This is a genomic window from Emticicia sp. SJ17W-69 (genome assembly GCF_051209875.1).
In the GTDB taxonomy this organism is placed as follows: domain Bacteria; phylum Bacteroidota; class Bacteroidia; order Cytophagales; family Spirosomataceae; genus Emticicia.
The window spans coordinates 5,134,429-5,153,642 of sequence record NZ_JBNTQY010000001.1; the positions used below are offsets into that span (position 1 = coordinate 5,134,429).

Sequence of the window (19,214 nt, forward strand, 5' to 3'; positions counted from 1 at the left end):
CTTACTCAGTTTTTCTTATTTTTATAGTCAGCAAAAATATTTTTTAGTCCATAATAAGTACCAGGAAAAACAATTGTCCCGTGCGTTTCATTGGGTAATTCTAAATAATTATACTCCAATGATTTAGGTCGTTTTTTTTCTAAATAGTCAAGCAATTCAATATTCGCTGGAAATCTGACTGGGATTTTTATATCTTTTCGGCATTCAAATATTTTACCTTTAAAATCTGGATTTTTACTCAAAAAATCAATCAATTCTTTACCAATCTTGCCTTTATTCCACCACGTACTGCCATCAATTGATATGATGGCTTGAAAAAGATTTGGCTTTTTATATAAAGCATAATAAGCCAATAATCCACCTGTGGAGTGGCCAATGATTACATTATAAGGCTGAGTCCGGTATTTTTTTTCAACAGTTGGAATCAATTCTTTTTCTAAATATTCAAGAAAATTATCAGCTCCTCCTGCGGTTTTCAAGTCTTGTGCTTGCCCCGAATCTTCATCAACTTTTGGCGAAAAATCTCTACCTCTATTATTTGTTGTGATGCCTATGATAATACAATTAGGAGCGAGGCCACTCTGTGCCAATAAACTTGCGGCATCGGTAGTCAATGAAAAATAATATTCCCCATCTAAAACATATACCACTGGGTATTTTTCTGCGTTTTTATCGTAATCATCTGGTAAATAGACAAATGCCTTGCTTTTTTCTTTCAATACATGAGATTCAATCGTAAAATCAGACATATTGCTTTTTGTATAAGCAAATTGAGCAAATACTGTACTTACTGAGAAGAATACCAATAAGCTAACTTTAAAAATTGGATCAAGATTCTTTTTGATTATCAGTATCATAGGTTAGTTTTTTTTATTCGGTCTTCAAGCTTTTCACAGGATTCATTAACGCTGCTTTGATGGCTTGATAACTTACAGAAATAAGTGTAATAACGATTGCTAAAAGTCCTACCAGTACAAAATACCACCATTGAATATCAGTACGGAACTTAAAATCTTGCAACCATTCACTCATAAAATAATAAGCCACAGGAAAAGCAATGACCATCGAAATTAAGACCAACTTTACAAAGTCTTTAGAAAGTAAACCTGTGATATTGACCATCGTTGCACCCAAAACTTTACGAATGCCAATTTCTTTGATGCGTTGTTCTGCTACGAAAGTTGCTAAGCCAAAAATACCCAAACAAGAAATAAAAATGGCTAAAAGTGAAGCTATTCGATAAAGTAAGCCTAATTGCTGTTCAGCTTTATAAAACTCTTTGAGCTTATCTTCATAGAAAGTGCCACTGAAAACTACTTCTGGAAAAACTTCATTATACACCTTCTCAATTTTTGCAACAGTTCCAGTCAGATTGCTTGAAGATAATTTAATACCTCCTCTCCAGTAAAATTTCGGAGCAATGGTGGTTAAAATCGGAGCGATTTCATCTTTGGCCGAGCCTACTTGAAAATCTTTTATTACGGCAACAATGGGATATGGTTCCCAGCCACCTACACGTATCATTTTGCCAATGGCTGTCTCAGGGTTTTTCACACCTAATTTGCGAAGCAATGTTTCGTTGACAACCAATTTTCGAAGCGTATCAGTAGCCAAATATGGCTTTCCTGCAATGACTTTTATGCCATAAGTTTCAAAATAATCGCCATCCGCAAACTTCATATTTACATTAAAATCAGCGTCTTTTGGCGAATTATCATAACTGAAATTTGCCTGCCAATTATTCTGTGACGAAGGTTCATCATTTGATAGACTTACAGCCTCTACCTCAGGAATTTGTTTGAGTTTTTCTTTGAATGTCTGAAAACGACTTTTGTATTCAGTATCAGTACTAAATGTGAAAACACCTTCTTTTTTATAGCCCGTTTCCATGTTATCAATAAATCGCATTTGCTCGAAGTTTACCAAAGTTCCCAACATCATAATAATTGCGATAGAAAACTGAAATACGATCAAACCTTGACGAAGTGAAAGCCCTTTTGTCCAGCCCACTTTAACTTTTTGTCGGAAAGCATCTAATGGGGTGAATGACGAAAGCACCAAAGAAGGATAAATTCCTGAAAGTACATTGATTATTATAAAGATGCTTATCACAAATACCCAAAGCATCGGTTCAGCAAATGGTTTTGCAGCAAGCGGATAGTCGAACATGCTGCTCAACAGGGGCAAAGACAAGCGAGCTATCAACAAACCGATGCCTATGGCAAAAGCTACCAAAATCATTGTTTCGGTCATGAATTGCTTGATCAACTGTGCGTTTGCCGAACCGAGTGTTTTGCGTACACCCACCTCTTTGGCACGTTTACTGGCAATTGCTGTGCTGATATTAATAAAATTGATACATGCCATGAAGATTATCAACAAACCTACTAAAGCGATACCCATGATTTTTTTCTTTGAGATGGTGCGGTCGTTATAATTACTGTAACGGTCGTCGTAGTGCATATTTGAGATTGCACTGAGCGTATGTTTCTTTTTATCGTTATCTTTTTTGGCATCCCAATGCTTTTGAGTGAAAAAAAACAGTTGTTTATTGGCCTGTTGTTCGGTATATTTTTCTGGTAAAACCACAAAAATATTATCCATACTACTCGTGCTTCCCCAATTATCAAACTGACCAAAACCAAAGTTTTCAGCATTACTTCTTTTACTGGCATAGGAAAAAACGATGTTGGCTGGTAGGTCTGTATTTAATGGAATATCATCTAAAATTCCTACCACCTTAATTACAGTATTATTGTTATATTTCAGGTATTGCCCAACAGCCGTCTCATATTTACCAAAATATTTTTCGGCATACTTTTTAGAAAGCACTACCACATTAGGCTCAGTCAGCACTTTTGGTGAACCAATGAGCCATTTGAAATCAAAAACCTCAAAAAACTCAGGCCCTGCACAAATTCCCTGATTGTCTTCAGTGTATTTACTGCTATTGGTATTACTATTAGGATCTTTACCCAAAACCGTAATTTGAGGTTCGAGCGTACCACACACAGGTACAATTTTTTCAAACTGGGGAATTTCTTGTTTAAGGGCATCAACCATTGCCAAAGGAGCTCCAGAAGTATAATCTACGTTACCATCATTAGTGGTTACTTCTCGTACAACCCGATAGGTTCGATCAGCTTTTTGATGAAAATTATCAAAACTTAATTCATAATGAATCAAGGCAAAGAGTAGAACAGCGGCGGCAACACCCATAGCCAAGCCTACGATGTTAATCCCACTATAAACTTTGTTTTTTAATAAATTCCTGAAGGCGATTTTAAAGTAGTTTTTTAGCATAGCTTTTTCATAATTTATTATTGATTATCTAATGCTATGCCAAAACTATAACTATTTAATAATCAACCACTTACATACAACAGAAAGACAAAAAATGTCCGAAAACGGACATTTTTTGTACGACTATGGACAATAGGTCTAATGTCTTATTATTTACTGAACATTTGTTTATTAATAACCGCACGGGTGAACCTGCAATTTCTATCAACCTTCTATTCTGCCTTCAAACTCTTCACAGGGTTCATTAACGCAGCTTTGATAGCTTGATAACTTACTGTTAGTAAAGTAATTAGCAAAGCTCCAAAGCCTGATGCAACAAAAATCCACCAAGAGATTTCTGTTCGGTAATTGTACTTTTGCAGCCAATTACTCATAAAATAGTAAGCAATTGGTGCAGCTATTAGGCAAGAGATTATCACCAGAACCACAAAATCTCTTGATAACATTTGCCATAAATTTGCTATACTTGCCCCAAGTACTTTACGAATGCCTATTTCTTTGGTCCGTTGTTCGGCAACGAAACTTGCCAAGCCAAAAAGCCCCAAACATGAAATAAAAATGGCCAAAACCGTAAAAAGGGTTGCCAGTTCGCCTATTAATTGTTCGGATTTGAATTTTTGTCCGTATTCGTCGCTCGTAAATTTGAACTGAAACGGTGCAGATGGAACCAATTTCTTTTGAATTAATTCTATTTTTTTCAAGGCCTCATTTGCCGATAAATTTGGGTTGATTTTTACCAGCATTTGACCAACATCATTTGGATTTTTTACATACCAATAAAATCCCATTTTTACAGGCTCATAGGGTGAGTCTGCTATTACGTCTTCAACAACTCCTATGATTTGGCGGCGTTGTTTAGTATCATCATTCGTGATATATTCGCCAATTGGATTTTTTAATCCGATATATTTTGCGGCTGATTCATTGATGATTACAGCAGCAGAATCGGTACTAAACTCTTTAGAATAATCTCTTCCTTGTTTTATTTTCCATTGGATAGTCTTGCCATAATCTTCGTTTATATAAGTTACAGAAAACGAAGACTCTGACTCTGGCTTTTTTCCTTTCCATGTAAATCCTCCCCAGTTATCCCAGATTGAGGTAACGGGGCTACTCGAAAACGCCACATTGTCTGCCACTCCGTTTCTGAGAATCTCTTCTTTCATTATCAATTTGTTATTATTAAAATTGGGGTCATCCATCGGAATTCTTATCAAACTCTCTTTATTGTAGCCAATTGGGCGATTTTGTGCATATTGGATTTGTTGATACACGATGACAGTTCCAATAATTAGTATTATCGAAACTGTAAATTGTACCACAACCAATACTTTACGAGGCAAAGAAGCATATTTGCCCAGTCTGATTGTACCTTTTAGCACTTTTATGGGTTCAAATGAAGACAAGTAGAATGCAGGATAAATACCTGATAACAAAGATGTTGAAATGATAAAAGTCAAGCAAATCAACCAAAAATAAAGGTTATCAAATGGCATTTTGATATTCTTATCAGTTAGCTCATTGAATGGAATAATAGAAACCGAAACCAAAATGAGCGTGATGATAAATGCGAAGAAAACAACTAAAAATGACTCACTCAAAAATTGATTGACTAACTGAGCTTTTACAGAGCCAATAGCTTTTCGGATTCCTACTTCTTTGGCTCTTTTTTCGCTACGAGCTGTACTTAAATTCATGAAATTTATACATGCCAATAATAATACAAATAAGCCAACAATAGCAAAAAGCCATACAAAGGTTATTCGTCCATCTGATGGATAACCATCCTTAAACTCAGAGTAGAGATACCAGTTTTTCATGGGATTCAAGTAAAGAATTGCCTGATATTCTTTTGCTAATTTTTTGTAATCATCGGGGGCATCTTTGAAATAGAAATTCTTTATTGCAGCATTTGCTTGTTCCACACTTACGTTGTCGGCGGTCTGAACAAAAAGCCTTTGTGAGCTATTGTGCCAGTTGGTTTCGTTTGCTTTTACTTCTGGAAAACTTGCCTTTGTGTTCTCAAAGTTGCCTATGAATTGAATATCTCCCAAAAATGAGTTTTTGGCAATGTCTTCATAAACACCCGTAATTTTGCAGTTTATCTTATTATTTAGTTTAATAATTTGGCCAATAGGGTCTTTTCCTGCAAAAAGAGATTTTGTGGTCGATTCTGAGATAACGATTGCTTGTGGCTCGTTTAGGCTTTCTTTGCTGCCTTTTATCATTTTCAAAGAAAACATATCAATCACTCCATTATCAAAAAATTGACCTTTTTTTACATAGTTATTTTCGCCGATTCTCATCGAATAATCACCCGCCCATTGTAACAGGATTACATGCTTGAATAGATGTCCATATTTTTCACGGAGAACCTTTGCCAATGGCTGTGGCAAAGTAGTTGCGTAATCTGCTTTTTTTTCTAATGGCTCAATGATATGATTATGAACCTGGGCAATTCGGTCATAGTTTTGGTAGTTACGATTATAACTTACTTCGTCATAAACCCAAAGCCCAATGAGCATAGCTACTGCCATACCTACGGCAAGTCCACCAATATTGATGAAGGAATAAACCTTGTTTTTGATAAGGTTACGGAAGGCGATTTTTAGGTAGTTTTTAAGCATAGTTTTTTCATAATTTATTATTGATTATCTAACGCTATGCCAAAACTACAACTACTTAATAATCAAGTATTTACATTTATAAAAATACAAAAAAATGTCCGAAAATGGACGTTTTTTGTACGACTATGGACAGTGTGATTAATTACTGAAAATTGGTTATATTCCCCAATTTCAAAATAACCAATTTCTTGATAACCAATAATCAAAAGAATCACTCAGTTTTCAAACTCTTTACAGGATTAGCTAAAGCAGCTCTCACTGATTGATAACTCACTGTTAGTAAAGCAATTATAACAATCAAAAGAGCAGATATTACGAAAATCCACCATTCGATTTTGACTTTGAAAGCAAAATTATTTAGCCATTTATCCATAAAATAATAGGCAATTGGAGAGGCAATGACAATTGCAAGCAAAACCAATTTCAGGAAGTCTTTCGAGAGTAAAAATGTAATACTCGGAACACTCGCACCAAGCACTTTTCTGATGCCAATTTCTTTGGTTCGCTGCGAAACAGTTAAATTTACCAAACCCATTAAGCCTAAGCACGAAATGAAAATGGTTAGCAAGGCAAATGAAATAACGATATTTCGGGTTAGTTCTTCTCGCTTATAAAACTTGGCAAGTTCTTCATCATAAAAAGAGTATTCAAAAACTTCGTTTGGATAAATCTCACGCCAAATTGTTTGTAGTTCGGCAAGTACATTACTCGAAAAGGTGTTTAATCTGATTGCTGCAAATCTGTATCTTTCTTTTAATGGAAAAATAACAGTAGGCTCAACTGGCGTGTATAAATCGGCATTATTAAAGTCGGCTACTACGCCTACGATTACTCCAGTTCCGTCGGCATCGCCCACCAACAAACGCTTATTTAATATTGATTCTGGCATTTTTAGACCCAAATCTTTAACCAATTTTCGGTTGACCAAAATCTCCCTTATGGTATCAGAAGCTACTGGTTTTCGGCCTGTTAGGAGTTTGATTTGATAAGTATCTGTATAATTTTCATCAGCAATTTTTGACCTTGCCACAAATTTCTCCCAATCACGGTTTTCAAATTTTATTGTTCCACCTGAGCCTCCTTTTTCGGCCGAAGGAGCTCTTCGAGCAAAAGATATACTTTCAACAAAAGGCTTTTGGGCTATTCGATTTTTAAGTGTTTCCAAATGGTCGGTTTTGGGTACTTGCACATGAATTATCAAATCTTTGGTGCTACCAATATCTTTGTTGTGCAAAAATCTTATTTGCCAAACCACCAAAATGGATACCGCCACCAAAACTATTGCTACACTAAACTGACTTACCACCAAGCCTTTTCGGAGTGAAAATCCTTTTTTTGAGCTTTTTGTCATTCCTTTAAGTATATGAATTGGATTGTAACCCGAAGCAAGCAAAGATGGATAAAGTCCTGCCACTAGAAGCGTAAAAATGATTAGAATTGGCACAAAAATCAGCATTTGTTTATCAAAAAACTGCATAAAAGTGATATTGATATTCAGCCAATCATTAACCAATGGTATAGCCAAGTAAGCTAAAATAATGGCAAAAAATACCGATATAAGAGTAATTAAGCCTACTTCAACAATAAATTGCCAAAGAATTTGGGCTTGCGAACTTCCCAATGTTTTTCTGACACCAATTTCTTTGAATCGCTTAAAAGATTGAGCCGTTGAGAGATTAATAAAATTAATACAGGCCACTACAAGCAGCAAAATTCCGATGACTGAAAATAAATAAATGCTTGATTTTGAGATTTTTCCACCAAAATCTAAATTAAAATGAACATCTGAAAGTTCTTGTAGCTGAAAACGATAATATTTTGACATTTCGCCATAATATTTCTTAGAGAAAGCTGGCAGTTGAGCTTCAATAGCTACTTTGGAAGTATTGTTTTTGAGTGAAATATAAGTTTCTCGTGATTTGATAAACCATGCCCATTCGGTATAACTTTTGTCAGAAACAATGGTTTTAAGAGTGGGTAATGAAACAAAAACTTCAGTTTTTAAGTCGGTGGTTTCAGGTATATCTTCTAAAATACCTGTGACTTTTACAGGAGTTAAGTTATTTATTATTAATATTCTACCAATTGGATTGGTATTGCCGAAGTATTTTGTGGCGTACCTTTTGGTTAGCACAACACCATTAGGTGCATTTAAAGAACTTGCTTGACCTATCATCCATTGATAATCAAACACTTTGAAATAATCGGTGCTAATAAATGCGACAGCTTCTTTTTCGAGAAATTTAGTGGAAGCATTATTCTTATTTGGAATACTCAGCGTAAGTTCTTGTTGGCCAATATAAGCCACATTTTCGACACTTGAAAAATCATTTTTAAGTGCTTCGTGCAAAATATAAGGACTGCCTTTTTCGTGTTCGACACTTCCATCATCTAAGTGTAGATTCATCACAACCCGATAAATATTCTTCGAGTTATGATGGTGGGAATCGGTCTGTAAATGAAACTTTATTAGTTGAAAAATTACAAGACTCCCGAAGATTCCCAATGATAAACCCAATACATTGATAAATGTATAAACTTTGTTTTTGGATAGATTTCGAACTGCGATTGTTAGGTAGTTTTTAAGCATTGGTGGTAAGAATGAATTAATTTTAGACTAAAGATAATCTCTAAAACCACCAATGCTTATTCACTTAACTTTATTTAACATTTATTCTGAGCTCAAACTTTTCACGAGATTTATCAAAACAGGTTTTATGGCTTTAGAAACTTGATATTTAATGGATATTTATAAGGTTGATTATTATTGACTTTCACGGTATTAAGAATTATAAATATTTGACTAAAAACTACAAAAAATACTGTGAATGGATGGATTGAAAAAAGTAAACAAGGAAGTAAATAAAGTGACATACTTAGCTGAAAATTAATCACATCATAAGCATGATTTTTTATATTCTCAACCTTATTCTTTTTCCAAATCCAAACAATAATAGGTGCAACAATCGTCAACAAAAGCCCACTCAAATGCAATAAAGGCAGCCATTTCTTAGCTTCATTGTCATTTCTATCATCTTCATAAATATTCAAAATTTCAAAATCAACATCTAAAGCTGCTGCAATAGACTGCAATGTATAAGCCCGTGGGTCCACATCACCATTTTCAATGCGTTGAATTGTCCTTACACTTATTTCGGTTTTTTCTGCTAATTCTTCTTGAGTAATGCCTTTTTTCAATCTAAGTGTTTTAATTAGATGCCCTGTTTTCATAATTTTTTGTTTTAAATTTTTGACAAATTTAAATGTATTGCAAAAAGATAAAAACTACACTTACACGACATTTGCACGACATTCGATTTTGAAAGGCATAAATACTCACTTACTCACTCCTCAAACTCTTTACTGGATTCATCACTGCGGCCTTGATGGCTTGAAAACTTACTGTCAGAAGCGTAATGGTCAATGCACCAATTCCTGTTAAAGCAAATATCCACCACGAAATATCTGTTCGGAAGGTATATTTTTGCGTCCACTGGTGCATAAAATAATAGGCTATTGGTGAAGCGATAAACAAGGAGATGATTACCAAAAAAACAAAATCTTTCGACAATAAAGCCCATAAATTCGTAACTGATGCTCCAAGCACTTTTCTTACACCAATTTCTTTGGTACGTTGTTCGGCCACGAAAGATGCCAAGCCAAAAAGTCCTAAACAGCTAATAAGAATAGCAAGAATGGCAAAAAAAGTAGCCAATTTTCCTACTCTTTCTTCGTCACCAAATTTTCTGGCATATTCTTCATCCACAAATTTGTACTCAAAAGGTTGAGCAGGATTATATTTTTGGAAGACAGTTTCTATTTTACTTAAAGATTCGCTCGCACTTTTTTCAGGATTTAGTTTAATGATAACTACATTTCCATCATCTCTGGTCAAATGAAAAAGTGAGGCACGAGAAGGCTCATAAGGCGACTCAACCACCATATTTTTGACCACACCAATTACTCTATATGGTTTGCCTTCCCATTTAATTATTTCATCTATCGCTGCCGCTGGACTTTTATATCCTATGAATTTCACCGAAGCTTCATTCAAGACAAAAGCTAAAGAATCTGATACATAATCTCTCGAAAAATCTCGCCCAGCTACAAATTGCCAACCAATTGTTTTACCGTATTCGTGCGTCACATTATTATTCGGAAAATCAACTGCTTGATTGGGGTCTTTTCCTTTCCAATCAAAACCCCCATTCGTATTCCAATGTTGTGTCAAAGGGCTTCCCGATTCTGCCATTTCAACGATTGCTCCTGATTTTTTTAATTCATCACGAACCACATCAAAATGCTTGTGAATATCTTGGGTTTGCATATAAATATTTATCAAACCATCTTTGCTATAGCCCACAGGCCGATTTTTAGCAAACTGAATTTGTCGAAAAACAACGATAGTACCGATAATCAAAGTCACAGAAACTGTAAACTGAACCACCACCAATATCTTACGTGGCACAGAAGCGAAACGCCCAACCCTAAAGGTACCTTTCAACACTTTTACTGGTTGAAAAGAAGATAAATAAAGGGCTGGATAACTTCCTGCAATCACGCCAGTAAGTATGCTAAAGACAATTCCAAGTAGCCAAAAAACAGGATTTGCCCATAAAATAGACATCTTTTTGTCAGATAAATCATTGAAAAATGGCAAAATCAACAAAACCAAGAGAATAGACAATACAAAAGCAAAAGCCACTACGAGCAAAGATTCACTAAAAAATTGACTTATCAATTGTCCACGCACCGAGCCAATGGCTTTTCTAATACCTACTTCTTTTGCACGTTTTTCGCTGCGAGCTGTGCTTAAATTCATGAAGTTGATACATGCTAAAAGCAATACAAAAACGCCAATAATGCCAAAAAGCCACACAAATTCGATGCGACCACCTGTGTTTATTCCTTCTTTAAATTCGCCATATAAATGCCATTTCGACATCGGATGCAAGAGAACCTCTGGTTTGTACTTCGCCTCATCTTTGCTCACTTTATTGAGCTTAACATTCTTGATTTTAGCAGAAACCTTTTCCATATCGGCGTTGTTGGCAATTTGGGCAAAAGTTTGTGTAAAATTACTTCCCCATGGATTTTCCATTTTCTTAATCCACTCGTTGTTGATTAAGTATAACTCCCAAGGCATGAGATACGACAAATCTTTTAAGCTCGAATTATAAGGTAAATCTTCATAAACACCTGTTACTTTTACATCGTATTTATTATCAATTTTTATGATTTTATCCATTGGATCGGCATCTCCAAAGTAAGCTTTTGCAACCGATTCTGATAATAAAATTGAATAGGGTTCTTTCAAGCCCGCACGAGTTCCTTTCAACATTTTTAGCGAAAGCATTTCGGTTACCTGTGGCTCGAAGAAACTACCATTTTTTGTAAATTTCTTTTCCCCTACCGTCAAAATATGGCTTGAATTCCAAGATGATTGCAGCACGTACTTAAAATCACTGCCATAATTAAGACGAATTTCTTCGGCCATCAGAGCAGGCACCGAATTATAGGTTTCTTTCTTACCATTAAATGACTGGTGTTGCTTTACTTGAGCAATACGGTCATAGTTTTCATGGTTTTTATCGAACGTCACTTCATCATAAATCCAAAGACCAATGAGCATAGCCACAGCCATACCCGTAGCCAAGCCAAAGATATTGATGAACGAATAAACCTTATTTTTAACAAGGTTTCGGAGGGCGATTTTGAAATAATTTTTTAGCATAGTTTTTTCATAATTTTGTAATTAGGTGTCGGGGCTTCGGCGGCCGAAGTCATTCCATTTTCTATTAATATTTAATTGGAAACTTGCATACCCACAAATGGTTACAAATATTCATTAAACTTATTAGAATTTTTATCTTTCCTTACAACCGTACTACTCCGTTTTCAAACTCTTCACAGGATTCATTAAAGCTGCTTTGATAGCTTGATAACTTACTGTTAGTAAGGCAATTATAATTGCTACAAATCCTGACAAAGCAAATATCCACCAAGAAACATCAATTTTATAGGCAAAATCTTGTAGCCATTTGGTCATGATCCAATAGCCCAAAGGAAGTGCCAACAAACAAGCAATGAATACTAATTTCAAGAAATCAATCGACAATAATTGCGTAATGCTTATTACTGAAGCTCCCAAAACTTTTCTAATACCAATTTCTTTGGTACGTTGTTCGGCAGTGAACGTAGCTAAACCAAATAATCCTAAACAAGCTATTACGATTGCAATAAGTGTGAAATAGATAATTATACCAGCAGTACGCTCTTCTTTTTCATAATTTCGCTGAAATTCTTGGTCGAGAAAAGTGTATTCAAAAGGGGTTTCGGGGTTTGTATGCTTCCAAATTATTTCAAAAGCACCAATGATATTTTTATAGTTACTTGTTTTTACATTAGCAATTAAGTAGGAGGCTTGGTCGCCGTCATTGAGTTTCACAAGTCCAAAAGGACTGATTGCTTCGTGCAAACTACGATAGTTGAAATCTTTAATAACGCCGACGATTTCTCTTGATAAAACTTTATTATTCCAAGCATAGTATATCTTTTTGCCAATAGCGTTTTTAACATCAAAGCCTAATTTTTTAACGGCAGATTCGTTCAATACAATGGCAGATGAATCGGCTTGGGGATTATTTGACAATTCTCTTCCAAATAATGTTTTATAACCAAGAGTGGCACTATAGTCTTCATTTGCCCTTACATAGTGAATATCCACATTTTCATTTTGTGTTTTACCTTCTGCATAAAACATTTGGTCCTCAATGAGTTGAATTCCAGGATAACTCGTACCCGATGTAATGGCTTTTACATCTGTTATTTTCAGCAATTCATTCTTCAAAACACCTACGTTATTGGCTGAAGTGGTGCTTTGTAAGGGTAAAATAATTTGTTGATTTTTATTAAAGCCTAAATCTTGATTTCGGACTAAATTCATCTGCTGCCAAATGATTACTACGGCAAAAATCAGGGAAATTGAAATAGCAAATTGAAAAACCACCAATCCTTTACGAATAGCTACCGCAGAAATACGGTTGATTAATCTTCCTTTCAAAACCTCTATGGGTTTAAACGAAGCCAAGTAAAATGATGGATAGAGGCCTGCTAAAAGGCCCGTTATAAGAGCAATTCCAGGAATCCAAAGTAAGGAATTTGAGTTTTGGAAAAGGCTTAAATCTTTGAGAGTAAATTGATTAAATAGTGGTAAAAATAATTTTACCAAGCCCAAAGCAAAGCAAAGTGAAATCAGACACATAATTAAAGACTCGCTCAAGAATTGAGCTACAAGTCCACTCTTAACTGCTCCAATTGCTTTTCTGATGCCAACTTCTTTAGCTCTTTTTTCGGCACGAGCCGTTGAAAGATTCATGAAATTAATACAGGCAATGAGCAATAAAAATACTGCAATTGACCCAAAAATATAAATATAGGTCATACTACCATTGGCAGCAATCTCATTTCCAAATGATGATTTCAGATAAATATCTTTTACTGGTTGCAAAAAAAGCGATTTTGAAACACCTGCTGCTTTCAAATCTGCTCCGCCGTTTCTTTGAAAAAAATCGTCTAATTTAGCTTCAAACTTTACGGCATCAGCACCTTTCTTTAATTTTAAGTAAGTATGGAAAATCGAATTATTTGACCAAGAGGTTTGACTTTTAGCCCATTGTCCAATATCATTATTTTCCATTGAGAGAAAAAAATGAGCATTAATATGCGATTTTTGCTGATTTTCGTCAAATATACCCTTTACAATAAAGTCCGTTTTTCCGTAAGGAATTTCAACAGATATGGTTTTATTAAGTGGGTTTTCATTTCCGAACATTTTTGAGGCTACATTTTCAGAAATAACTATCGAGTTGGGTTCAGTAAGGGCATTTTTAAGGCTCCCGTATTTAGACTGATAGGAGAAAATTTCAAAAAAAGTATCATCTACATAATAGCCATTGTCTTCATAAAATTGCTTATTCAACTTTGTGTTTTTCAGTAGCATCTTATCCATATTCGGAAATTTCAGAAAACGTGCTACTTGCTCAACTTCCGCAAAATCCTTTTTCAATCCTTGAGCCACAGGAGCCGAAACCGATGTCCATTTCTCGTCTTTTGCCAAAGTTCCGACTCGATATAATTGTTCTACATTTTCAAATTGTTTGTCATAGCTCAGTTCATCAAAAATGTATAAATTAATCAACAAGCAAATTGCCATACCTACGGCAAGTCCACCGATATTGATGAATGAATAAACCTTGTTTTTAACAAGATTTCGGAGGGCAATTTTGAAATAATTTTTTAGCATAGTTTTTCATAATTTTTAAGATTTTAGGAGTCAGGAATTAGGTTTTAGGTTATTTTTTTTTCTATTTTCCCTAAATCCTACCTCCTAAATCCTTGAATCACTCCGTTTTCAAACTCTTCGTTGGGTTCATCAAAGCTGCCCGAACAGCTTGATAACTCACTGTTAGAAAGGCAATTACGATTGTTAATATTGCTGCCAAAGCAAAAATTTGCCATGAAATATCAATCTTATAAGCAAAGTTTTCGAGCCATTGGGTGGTTGCATACCAAGCGGCTGGAATAGCCACAACAAAAGCGATGAAAACCAAACCAATATAGTTTTTAGACAATAGACTCGAAATTTGGAAAATAGTTGCACCCAAAACTTTTCTGATACCAATTTCTTTAGTCCGCTGCTGAATCGAAAGCATTGTCAGGCCAAACAAACCTATACAAGAAATAAAAATCATTAAGATTGCACCAAAACCTATAATTTGCTTCCATTTTGCTTCTGATTCATAATTTTTAAAATTCATATCTTCCATGTAGTCGTACTTAAAAGGACGATATGGCACAAGCGAATGATAAATTCTTTCAATGGCTGCTAAGGTTTTTGGCTTATTTTTAGGGTCAATTCTCAGTAGGAATCTTCCATAACCCATTTTAGGCTGCATCGAGAAAAGTTGAGGTCTAATTTTTTCTCTTAATGAACCATAGTGATAGTCCTTCACTACACCTACAATAAGTATTTTTGTGGCCTGTCCATTCAAAAAATCAATAGTTTTGCCTACACCCGAACCTTTCCAACCGGCTTCTTTTACGTAGGCTTCATTGACCAAAACCGAGTTTGTAGAATCGCTGGGAAAACCTTTAGAGAAATTTCGACCTGCAGCTAAAGGAATTTGAAGGGTTGATAAATAATTTTCATCAATATGCTCGAAAGCCACAGGAATATCTTTTCCATTGGCTTTTGAGCCTGTTCCCCAAAAACCATTTTGTCGAAGAGCTACCGACTGAATGCCTGGAATTTTTGAAAATTCATTTTTAAATGTTTGCTGTAATGCTTGATTATCATCTTGTCCAACGCTGACAACAAGCAGATTTTTATCATTATAACCCAAACTTTTGTGAGTCAAATAATCAAATTGATTATAGATAAAAAATGTAGTAATAATCATGAAAGTAGCCAGCGAAAATTGCAAAACTACCAAGCCTTTTGAAAGATAATTTTTATCTGAAAATTTGAAGCGGTTATAGAGCGTTTTCACAGGGTCGAAGCCCGACAAAACCAAAGAAGGATAAAAACCCGCTGCAAAAACTGTTAGCACAAATAATAAAACAAACCCAATAATTAATTGATAATCAAGCAAATAACTTAACTCTAAGCGTTTATTCGCTAATTCATTGAAAACGGGCAAAGCTAATTGAGCTAACAAAAATGCCAAAGAAAAAGCAATGAAACATAACACAAATGACTCGCCCAAAAACTGCCAAATCAGTTGTTTTCGCTCGCCCCCCACTACTTTTCTGATACCAATTTCTTTCCCTCTTCGCAACGATTGTGCTACTGTAAGATTGACAAAATTGATGCAAGCAATCAATAAAATAAACAAAGCAATACCCGATAAAATATAAGAATAAATTGGATTACTGGCTGCTGTATACACATATTTGGTATTGAGGTGCATATCCAACAAAGGATTTACTCCATATACAAAGCTGGCATCAAAACCATGTTTTCGTTCTTCTACTATCTCTTTTCCTGCTTTGGATGCAAAAACCTGAGCCATTTTTGCTTCTACATTCTTGATATTTGCTTTCGGATTCAGCACAAAATAGCTTGGATAGTTTAGATTTAACCAATGGTCATCATTGTTTTTTTCTTGATAATATTTGAAAGGCAATAACATTTTGAATTGAATGCTCGAATTTTGAGGGGCATTTTTGGCAATACCAGATACCACAAATGGCTCAAATTTGTTATCAATTTCCAATTGCATTACTTTCCCGATGGCATTGGTTTTGCCAAAATATTTTTCAGCTATTTCTTCAGTAAGCACTACCGAATGAATATCAGACAAAACTGTTTTTGGATTGCCTTCAATCAAAGGAAAAGAAAAGACAGTAAAGAAGTTATCATCTACCCAACTTCCCATTTCGTAGAAAGTTTCGTTTCCTTTTTTTACTACATAATCTCGTTCATTTACTCGCACACAAGCTTCAATTTCAGGAATTTCTTCCTTAAATGTAGGCCCTTGAATCATAGAAGCAATACCATAATCAGTTACTCTCCCATCTTTTTCAGTGATTTTACAAGTAATTTGATACAAATTATCTTTCTTTTCATGAAATTTATCAAAACTCACCTCATCTTTTGTATAAAGCAAAATGAGCATACAACATGCCAAACCTATGCTCAGTCCAGCGATGTTGATGAAAGAAAAAACTTTGTTTCGAGAAAGATTTCTCCAAGCTATTTTTAAGTAATTGCGTATCATATAGGTTTTAGCGATTAGCTTTTAGCAATTAGCTAAAAAATTTAAATAAAATATTGTTATTTGTTTAAGGCTAAAAGCTAATCGCTAATAGCCAAAAGCTAAACTACTCCGTCTTCAAACTCTTCACAGGATTCGCCGTTGCTGCTCTAATCGCCTGATAACTCACTGTTAGTAAGGTAATTACCAACGCTAAAGCCAGTACCAAAACAAAAACACCAAAACCAATATTGATTTTGTAATCTTTATAGCTTTCCAACCATTCGCTCATACTATAATAGGCTATTGGTGAGGCAATTAGGCACGAGACAATAACCAATTTTACAAAATCTTGTGATAACAGTCCCCAAAGATTAGTTACTGATGCTCCCAAAACTTTTCGGATACCGATTTCTTTGGTGCGTTGTTCGGCCATGAACGATGCCAAGCCAAATAAGCCTAAACAAGAAATAAAAATGGCTAAAATAGAGACAATCAAAGAGAGATTACCGATGAGTTCTTCGTAATTAAATTTTTTGGAATATTCGGTATCAGCAAATTTATAATCGAAAGGATAGCCAGGGTTATATTTATCAAATATTGGCGTAATCTTAGCAATGGCTTCTGAAGATGAAACATTAGGGTTGATTCGTACACAAAATACGTTGACCCAGTTTTTGTTAAAAATAATACTCAATGGTTTGATAGCCTCAAAAGGAGATTGCATATTTATATCGGCTATAATGCCAACTATCTTGAATTCTTGGGTATTCAATTTTATCATTTCGCCTATCGGATTTTTCAAACCCATCCGTTTTATGGCAGCTTCATTCAGAATAATACCTGCCGAATCGGTTGAAAATTCTCTTGAAAAATCTCTCCCTTCTTTGAATTTTATACCGAGGGTTTTGGTATAATCGTAAGTTGTAGCAATGACATTAAATAATGTTCCTTTGTCTTCTTGTGTTGAGCCTTTCCATTCCCAGCCATTAGTATTACTATAGATTTGAGTTGGTGGTGAACTTGCTGTGCAGATAGACGAAACCATACCTGACGCCAGTAATTCGTTACGAAGGGGTTCAAAATTTTTATTCAAATCATCAGAAGAATCTACCGAAATCAAACTTTTATTATTAAATCCTATGGGGCGATTTTTGCCGTGCTGTATTTGTTGATAAATAATAATTGTACCTATCATTAGCACAATCGAAAAGGTGAACTGTATCACAACTAAGACTTTGCGAGGCAAAGAAGCATTTTTGCCAACATGGACACCGCCTTTAAGGATTTGTACAGGATTGAACGAAGATAAATACAATGCTGGGTAACTTCCTGCTAAAAGCCCTGTAAATAAGGTAAAAACAAGTATAATTCCCCAAAAAATTGGATTTCCCAATTGGAGAGTCATCAATTTTTCGGTGAGAGTATTGAAATATGGTAGCGAAATAAAAACCAAAATAAGTGCTACGATTAGGGCAAAAAACGCAATCAAAAGCGATTCGCTCAAAAACTGTCCGATGAGCTGTTTCCGTGCCGAACCAACAGCTTTACGAACACCTACTTCTTTGGCACGTTTCTCAGAACGAGCTGTGCTGAGATTCATGAAATTAATGCAAGCAATCACCAAAACGAAAATGCCAAAAATGCCAAAAAGTTTCACATACTTGATAAAGCCGCCTGTGTTTTGCCCATTTTCAAAATCATTGTACAATCTCCATTTTGCCATTGGATGAATAAAAACTTCGGGTTTCATACCCTCTTGCATCAATTTATTGTCGGTAAAATGACTCAAAACTACATTTTTGATTTTAGCATTAGTTTTTTCTGGACTCACGCCGTCTTTTAGCTGTACGTAAGTCTGAAAAGAATTATTTCCCCATTCGGTTGCTATGCGTTTAATATATTCAGGGCTTTGCTTTGCCTGCAATATCCAAGGCAATAAATAATCAAATTGTAGCGTGGCATTTTTAGGCTGCTTTTCAACAATGGCGGTTACTTTTAAGTCAATCGAATTATCAATTCTAACTGTTTTGCCAATAGGGTTTTGTTTTCCAAAAATCGCTTGGGCGGTTTCATCTGTCAAAACAATAGAATAAGGTTCTTTCAAAGGATTTTTATCGCCATTTAGTACTTTTAATGAAAACATATCAATGGCTTCTTCGCCAATATAATGTCCGTTTTTTAGGAATTTCTGATTACCCACTACCAAAGAACGATTCCCACCCCAATCACACATCGCAACTGCTTGAAAATCAGGATATTTAGTTTTCAATTCTTCCCCCATCGGATAAGGCAAAGCCTGTTGCGAACCACGATGCCCATCAAAAGTTTGGTGCATCATTACTTGGTAAATTGTTCCGTAGTTTTTGTGGTGCTTATTGGCAGAAAATTCATCAAAAATCCAAAGCCCAATGAGCATAGCTACAGCCATGCCTACCGAAAGACCAAAAATGTTGATGAACGAATAAACCCTGTTTTTAACGAGGTTTCGTAAGGCGATTTTTAAATAATTTTTTATCATAGCTTT

At 35.1% G+C, this 19,214-nt stretch carries 9 protein-coding genes; all 9 read right to left on the minus strand.

What is annotated here, in order from left to right; translation table 11 throughout:
• Positions 1–5: 5 nt before the first annotated feature.
• The 9 genes from ACQUQZ_RS21025 to ACQUQZ_RS21065 all read right to left on the minus strand — a co-directional run bounded on the left by ACQUQZ_RS21025 (position 6) and on the right by ACQUQZ_RS21065 (position 19,208).
• Positions 6–857, minus strand: coding sequence for an alpha/beta hydrolase (locus tag ACQUQZ_RS21025; protein WP_435357059.1), 852 nt, complete (start codon positions 855–857; stop codon positions 6–8).
• A 13-nt stretch (positions 858–870) separates the two neighbouring features.
• A complete protein-coding gene (locus tag ACQUQZ_RS21030; protein WP_435357060.1) occupies positions 871–3,303 on the minus strand; it encodes an ABC transporter permease in 2,433 nt (810 codons plus the stop codon).
• Positions 3,304–3,515: 212 nt separating this feature from the next.
• Positions 3,516–5,930, minus strand: a complete 2,415-nt coding sequence (locus tag ACQUQZ_RS21035; RefSeq protein ID WP_435357061.1) for an ABC transporter permease — start codon at positions 5,928–5,930, stop codon at positions 3,516–3,518.
• Between the two features lie 211 nt (positions 5,931–6,141).
• Entirely contained in the window at positions 6,142–8,520 is a 2,379-nt protein-coding gene (locus ACQUQZ_RS21040; protein WP_435357062.1) for an ABC transporter permease, read from the minus strand.
• Between the two features lie 125 nt (positions 8,521–8,645).
• Positions 8,646–9,161 carry a DUF4870 domain-containing protein gene (locus ACQUQZ_RS21045; RefSeq protein WP_435357063.1) on the minus strand — a complete coding sequence of 172 codons (516 nt, stop codon included), beginning with the start codon at positions 9,159–9,161 and terminating at the stop codon, positions 8,646–8,648.
• A 109-nt stretch (positions 9,162–9,270) separates the two neighbouring features.
• On the minus strand, positions 9,271–11,664 hold the full coding sequence (locus ACQUQZ_RS21050) for an ABC transporter permease (protein WP_435357064.1): 2,394 nt from the start codon (positions 11,662–11,664) through the stop codon (positions 9,271–9,273).
• Between the two features lie 153 nt (positions 11,665–11,817).
• Positions 11,818–14,235, minus strand: a complete 2,418-nt coding sequence (locus ACQUQZ_RS21055) for an FtsX-like permease family protein (protein ID WP_435357065.1) — start codon at positions 14,233–14,235, stop codon at positions 11,818–11,820.
• 97 nt (positions 14,236–14,332) lie between these two features.
• On the minus strand, positions 14,333–16,711 hold the full coding sequence (locus tag ACQUQZ_RS21060) for an ABC transporter permease (RefSeq protein ID WP_435357066.1): 2,379 nt from the start codon (positions 16,709–16,711) through the stop codon (positions 14,333–14,335).
• A 103-nt stretch (positions 16,712–16,814) separates the two neighbouring features.
• A complete protein-coding gene (locus ACQUQZ_RS21065) occupies positions 16,815–19,208 on the minus strand; it encodes an ABC transporter permease (protein ID WP_435357067.1) in 2,394 nt (797 codons plus the stop codon).
• Positions 19,209–19,214: the final 6 nt, after the last annotated feature.

Coding starts and splice junctions, on each gene's coding strand:
- ACQUQZ_RS21035 (WP_435357061.1), bottom strand. CDS start 5,930: ATGCTTAAAAACTACCTAAAAATCGCCTTCCGTAACCTTATCAAAAAC.
- ACQUQZ_RS21040 (WP_435357062.1), bottom strand. CDS start 8,520: ATGCTTAAAAACTACCTAACAATCGCAGTTCGAAATCTATCCAAAAAC.
- ACQUQZ_RS21030 (WP_435357060.1), bottom strand. CDS start 3,303: ATGCTAAAAAACTACTTTAAAATCGCCTTCAGGAATTTATTAAAAAAC.
- ACQUQZ_RS21065 (WP_435357067.1), bottom strand. CDS start 19,208: ATGATAAAAAATTATTTAAAAATCGCCTTACGAAACCTCGTTAAAAAC.
- ACQUQZ_RS21055 (WP_435357065.1), bottom strand. CDS start 14,235: ATGCTAAAAAATTATTTCAAAATTGCCCTCCGAAATCTTGTTAAAAAC.
- ACQUQZ_RS21045 (WP_435357063.1), bottom strand. CDS start 9,161: ATGAAAACAGGGCATCTAATTAAAACACTTAGATTGAAAAAAGGCATT.
- ACQUQZ_RS21025 (WP_435357059.1), bottom strand. CDS start 857: ATGATACTGATAATCAAAAAGAATCTTGATCCAATTTTTAAAGTTAGC.
- ACQUQZ_RS21050 (WP_435357064.1), bottom strand. CDS start 11,664: ATGCTAAAAAATTATTTCAAAATCGCCCTCCGAAACCTTGTTAAAAAT.
- ACQUQZ_RS21060 (WP_435357066.1), bottom strand. CDS start 16,711: ATGATACGCAATTACTTAAAAATAGCTTGGAGAAATCTTTCTCGAAAC.